Below are 5,338 nucleotides of genomic sequence, written 5' to 3' on the forward strand. Positions count from 1 at the left end.
CCCTTCCTGCCGGTCCTCGTCGCAACGGTCCTGACCCTGTCGGTGTGCGTCCCCACCGTCCCCGCAACGCGCCACCGCCCGCCCGCCCTGCCGTTCGTGACCACCGAGCACGTGCGCCTGTCCACCGGCAGCCGGGTCGCGGTCTACCACTACCTGCCCACCGGCGACGGCCCCCGGCAACGCGCCCCGCTCGTCTACCTCAACGGCGGCCCGGTGCGCGGCATCTCAGTGCTCGACCACCGCTTCCTGCAGCGGCTCGCGGGGCAGGGTTACGACGTGTACGCCTACGAACAGGCCGGTGGCGGACGCAGCGACCTCCTGCCCATGAATCAGTACTCGATCACGCGGTCCGTCCACGACCTCGGCGCCTTCGTCAGCGAACTCGGCCTGGGCCGCGCCGACGTACTGGGTTTCTCCTCGGGCGCGGTCGTGCTCACCCGTGCGCTCGCCGACCCGGCCGTCGCCGACCACCTGCGCCGAGCGGTCATCGCCGAGCCGGGCCCGATGGACGGCCCCACCGCCCGCATGGCCGAGCAGAAGGGCCGGCCGTCGGCCCGCGACATCGCGCCGGCCATGACCGGACCGCGCTCCACACGCGTCCCGCGGTACGCGGTCGCCTTCGGCCTCATGCGGCTCGGACTGCTCAGCCCGGACAACGGGCTGGTAGGGCAGGCGGAGGGCGACAACGCCTTCACCGCTGCCGACCTCGGCAGCGACACCGCGTCCGCCTACTGCGCACGGGACGCGCACCGCATCCCCGTCGAGGACACTGCGGAGAACTTCTCCTTCAGTGCCGCTGCCAGCCTCCGCATCCAGCAGACGATCAAGGACTCCCCGTCCATCACCCGCCGGTTGAGGCGCTCCAGGACGCCCGCGATGCTCATGATCGCTGAATGCTCCTCCCAGATCCGGCAGTGGCAGACAACCCTCCTCGCAGCCAACCCCGCCATCCAGCGCACTCAGTACATGCCCGGTGTCGGCCACCACATGTGGAACAGCCTGGGTGACAACGATCAACGGGCAGCAGCCGTCATCACCGCGTTCCTCCAGGACAAGCCCGCACCACTGCCCGACTACCCCACGCGGGCCGACATCCCGGCCTTCCTCCGTGACCACAAGTAGGCGGGCAGGCCCTGGACATCGCACCCACGTCGCAGGATAGGACCGTGTCCTACGGGGCGAGTCGGTCGTCGTGCCGACCTCTGCCGAGTGCTGAGCCCGCGGGCCCTCGGCGACGAGCCTGTCGATCAGCTCCTGTGCCTCCGCCCGCCGGGATCGCGCGGCAGGCCGCTCGCCACAGGGTGTGCGAGGGTTGACCGGCACCGCCGCATCAAAGGGCGCAAGCGTGAGACAAGCGAAAGCCCATTCGTGCGGGTCGGCGCGTCACGACCGGTCATCGCCGCAGGTCATGGCATGGGCTGGTCCCTTCCGGGACAGGTGACCATCAGGAACCAGCAGTACCTCGAAAGGCGTCGCCCCACCTCGGCGCCCCTTCGATCTACGCCACCGGACAGGCCCTGACCTGAGGTGTCGGCCTGGGCAAGTCACAGAAAAGGCCAGGTCAGAGGCGCATTCTCGGCTTGATCAGCAGCTCGCAGGGGCCCAGAGCGTCAAACGAGCGCCACGGCGGACAGCGCCGGGCGGTGTGTCGGACCACCTGGCAGCGCGCGCGAGCGAGGCGGATCCCTCGGGCTGAACTGGTTGCCGCAGTCCGTTCAGCCCTGAGCAGTACGGAGGAGCTCGCGCGCTCTATCAGAGTTCCTGGTCGTGACCGGACATGCCCTGCGTACAACAGGTCCTCCGCCCACTGCTGAACCGTGACCGGCACGCCCGCGATCGCCACGGCCGTGTCCGGTCACGATTCACATGCGGCTCTGTCACCCGTTGAGCGCCACGCATTCCCGGAGCACCGGTTCCAGGCGCAGCTGGGTGTCCTCACGGCCGAAGACGTGGAGAGCGTCGAGGCGGTCGACGATCCACTCTGCCTCATCCTCGTCATCAATCTTGAGCACGACGGCGGTAACCGCGCCCTCCAGATCGAAGAGGCCGTCCTTGAACTCGTCGTTGAGGGACCGGTATCCGGCCGCCGGCAGCGGATCCGCGTACACGCCGGTCGCCTCGGCGAACGCGCGGGCCTCGGCCCGATCCGCGCGGAGGTCGGCCAAGCGCCGCAACACCTCGTCAGGGTCGTCCAGTTCCTTGTGCAGGCGGTGGGCCCGGTCCACCAGGAGCGGCCAGCCGCCGGTCAGTTCGTGGAGACGGTCCAGGCGGTCCTCCGTGTCGAACATGTTGATGCACTGGGCCCAGCCGCGCAGGCTGCGATGGTCGTGCCTACGCAGCACCACCGGTGCGGCCGAGGTGGGCTCGGTTCCCGTCAGCAGGTCGCGCCACAGGGTGAGCTGAGCGGGGTGGGTGACGATGACGACCGCGCGGGTGACCCCCAAAGTGGCGGGCAGCAGCGTCTCGGCCAGGTCGACGGCTTCGCGGCAGGTCTCGGGCCGGACCGGATCCCGGTAGTTGACGAAGTCGCTGATGACGACCCGTCGTTCTCGGGGGCGTCCGCCAGTGAGTTCCTGTTTGCAGACGCTGGGCTTGCCCACGGGTGGCAGCGTCCAGCCGTCGATCGGTCCGGCGATCGTACGCAACGTCCGGGCGACGTCGGTGAGCTCGCTCCACTGGTGTCGCGCTCCGCCCAGCTCATGACGACCTTGGCGGGCGGCCTACCCCAGACCATCATCACCCGCAGGTTGCCACCCTGCTCCTTGATCTGCGAGCCGAACGCGGGCGCCTCCGCTCTACCGTTGATCTCCACGCCGGTCGCTTCAAAGAGACGGTATTCCCGCCTGTGCTGGGATCGGTCGTCGAGCGGCCTGGCGCTCTTGGCGTCGTAGCCGAAGAGCTTGAGGAGAGGAGGCACCTGTCGCGTCGGAGCCACCTGGAGCCGGTCCTTGCGTTCGGTGGCGGCAAGCACGCGCCACTCGTCGAGGGCGTCGGCCGCCAGCGCCGCCTCGTCGGTGGAGAGGCCGCCGTAGTCCAGGACGGGGACCATTGGATGCTTACCGCCTGACCGGACCAGCTCGACGAGTTCATGGTCGATTCCTCCGGGCAGGCCGTCGGGCACGACCGGGAAGAACTCGGTCAGATGGGACTCGCCACCCTCGATCTCCGGGACCGGCTCGCCGATCTCCAGGAAGTAAACGAGGTCGGCAGCGGTGGCCAGGTCGTTCGTCTCCAGGCGCCGCAGGACCTGGGCCCGCTCCTCCACGGAGGGGTCCAGGGCGTCGAGTCGAGCCCGGATTCGATCCGCGGCCTGCTCCCGGAAGGCCGGCAGGCCACTCCGTACCGTGTCGAGCGCCCGCCGCACGTGCAGCAGGTCGTGTCGGTCACCGCTTTCGAGGCTGTTGTGGGCGTCGGCGAGCAACTCCTGAAGGCCCAAGTCTTGGTCCTCGGTCACGGCACCGTCGGCCTGCGCACGGTGCAGCTCGGCGACAAGCGCGTCGTGTGCCTTCCGCAGCTGCACACGCCGGGCGGTCTCCCTGTCGTCGATCTCGGCTTCCGCAGGCGGGACGAACTCCCTCGCCCCAGCGGCAGGCAGCAGCCCGCGTCCGGCCAGCTTGACGATGTCACGAGCCGCGGTGAACGCGTCGTGGGAGAGCCGCTCGTCCAGAGCCTCCTGCCAGCTCCGGTGGACCGCGGTCAGCAGTTCGTCGGGCGACGGCCGCTCGTCACGGGTGTCACACACCTTCAGCAGCTCCGCGTCCAGAACGAGCGCTGGGTCGACGGGGCTGCCGGAACGCGTGGTCACGGTGTCGCCGGCCAGCAGAGCGAAGAGCTCCTCCATCGAGGCGTGGGCCGCCCAGGCCATCGCGCCCGAGAGGGCGTCCGGGCGCCGCGCCAACCGCTCCAGTTCGCCCAGCGCCGCTTCCCTGCCGTCCAGCAGCGACTGGCGCAGGGAGGAGATCTCCTTGACCGCCCGGCTGCCGTCGGAACGGTCGCCGCGACGGGTGCCGTCGACCGCCAGGCACCACTCCTTGACCAGGCTGACGGCCCGCTCCACGAGATGCACCAGGTCCTGCCGCCCGGAGCCCTGAAGCGGCTTGCCGCTGGACGAGCGGTACTTGCGGTCCATGCGGTCGATCTCGCTGTTGACCTCGGCCAGTTTCGACAGCCGATCGGCCTGCTCCCGCACCTGCTGCAGCGCGTCGCGGTCGTCACCGACGACGGTCATGAGCAGCGATCCGAGCATCCCGTCGTCGGGTGCGAGCCAGCGTTTGGCGATCTCCGTCGCCCGTGCGAACCGCAGCCGCTGCGGCGAGAGCAGGGTACGGCTCTGATCACGCAGTTCCCGCAGCCGGGCCTCGGTCTCGGAGACGTCGGCGACCAGCGGCGAGGCGATCAGCAGGGCACCGCTGAGGGCACGGTCGGCGACGGCGGCCGCCGCCTCCCCCAGCCGGTCCGGAAGCCTCGGCACCAGCGCCTTGAGCTGAGCGCCCGCAGCGTGGTCACCGGTGATCAGCGCGGTACGCAGCAGGGCGGGCAGCAAGAGGAGTTCGCTGCCCTCGGTGTCCTGGCCCGCATATCCGCCGTACCCCTGGAGCAGGTCCGCCGTCAGCCGGGCACTCTGGCTGTCCCCGGACGTCAGCAGCGCGGCGGCACCGGCCAGGCGGATCGCCGCCACCTGGGGCTCGGGGTGGCCGGCAGCCCTTGCCACATGGTGGGCGAGTCCGAAGCGCCGCTCCACGACCAACCGCGCCAGGACCCCCTCGATAGCGGCCTCATCGGTGACGTCGCCCGCCGCCGGGGCCGCTTCCCGGACGGGCGTGTCCTCAACAGGGGAAAGCGTGGGTGCGGCAGGTGCCTGGACGGGCATGTCAGCGGACGTAGAGGGCGCCGGGTCGCTGGCGGCGGCCAGCCGGGCGTCTGCCTTGGGGGCGTGGACCGGCACGGCGGTCGTGGTGGCTTCCGGCTCGGCGGCGGGCTGGGGCGCGATCGTCTCGGTCGGTGCGGCCGACTGCACGGTTTCGTGTTCTGCGGTCGTCTCGGCATCGGCGGGTTCGGCGGTGCCGTGTGCCATGCCGGTCCCGGCGGGGCACACGGCACCGTCCACCGGCTGGTCCAGCGTCAGCTCGGGAGCGATGAGCACGGCCATGGCGCACGTGGGCAGGACCCGTACGACCTGTCCCTGCAGAGCCAAGATCTCCGTGGCGGCATCCGCCTGTCGTCCCAGCCTGATGAGCCGGGCCAAGGCGGCGAGCGCGGCGCTCTCCTCGTGGTGCAGCTCCTCCCACACCGGCACGTCCAGCAGGCGGCGAGCCGCGCCGCGCACGGCCTCGGCGGC

2 protein-coding genes and 1 pseudogene are annotated in these 5,338 nt (G+C 70.6%); 1 reads left to right on the forward strand and 2 read right to left on the reverse strand.

Going from position 1 to position 5,338, the window contains the following annotated elements:
- Positions 1-1,122, forward strand: a 1,122-nt coding sequence (locus tag IH13_RS0102235) for an alpha/beta fold hydrolase (RefSeq protein ID WP_031080566.1), incomplete at its 5' end; no start/stop codon positions are given.
- A gap of 755 nt (positions 1,123-1,877) precedes the next feature.
- Here the strand turns inward: IH13_RS0102235 and IH13_RS44285 are convergent.
- On the reverse strand, positions 1,878-2,444 hold the full coding sequence (locus IH13_RS44285; RefSeq protein WP_051835747.1) for a hypothetical protein: 567 nt from the start codon (positions 2,442-2,444) through the stop codon (positions 1,878-1,880).
- A pseudogene (locus IH13_RS36540) lies at positions 2,375-5,338 on the reverse strand (hypothetical protein); the annotation flags it as partial. The pseudogene IH13_RS36540 and the gene IH13_RS44285, both read right to left, overlap by 70 nt.

Source organism: Streptomyces sp. NRRL WC-3549 (assembly GCF_000721935.1).
Classification (GTDB): Bacteria; Actinomycetota; Actinomycetes; order Streptomycetales; family Streptomycetaceae; genus Streptomyces.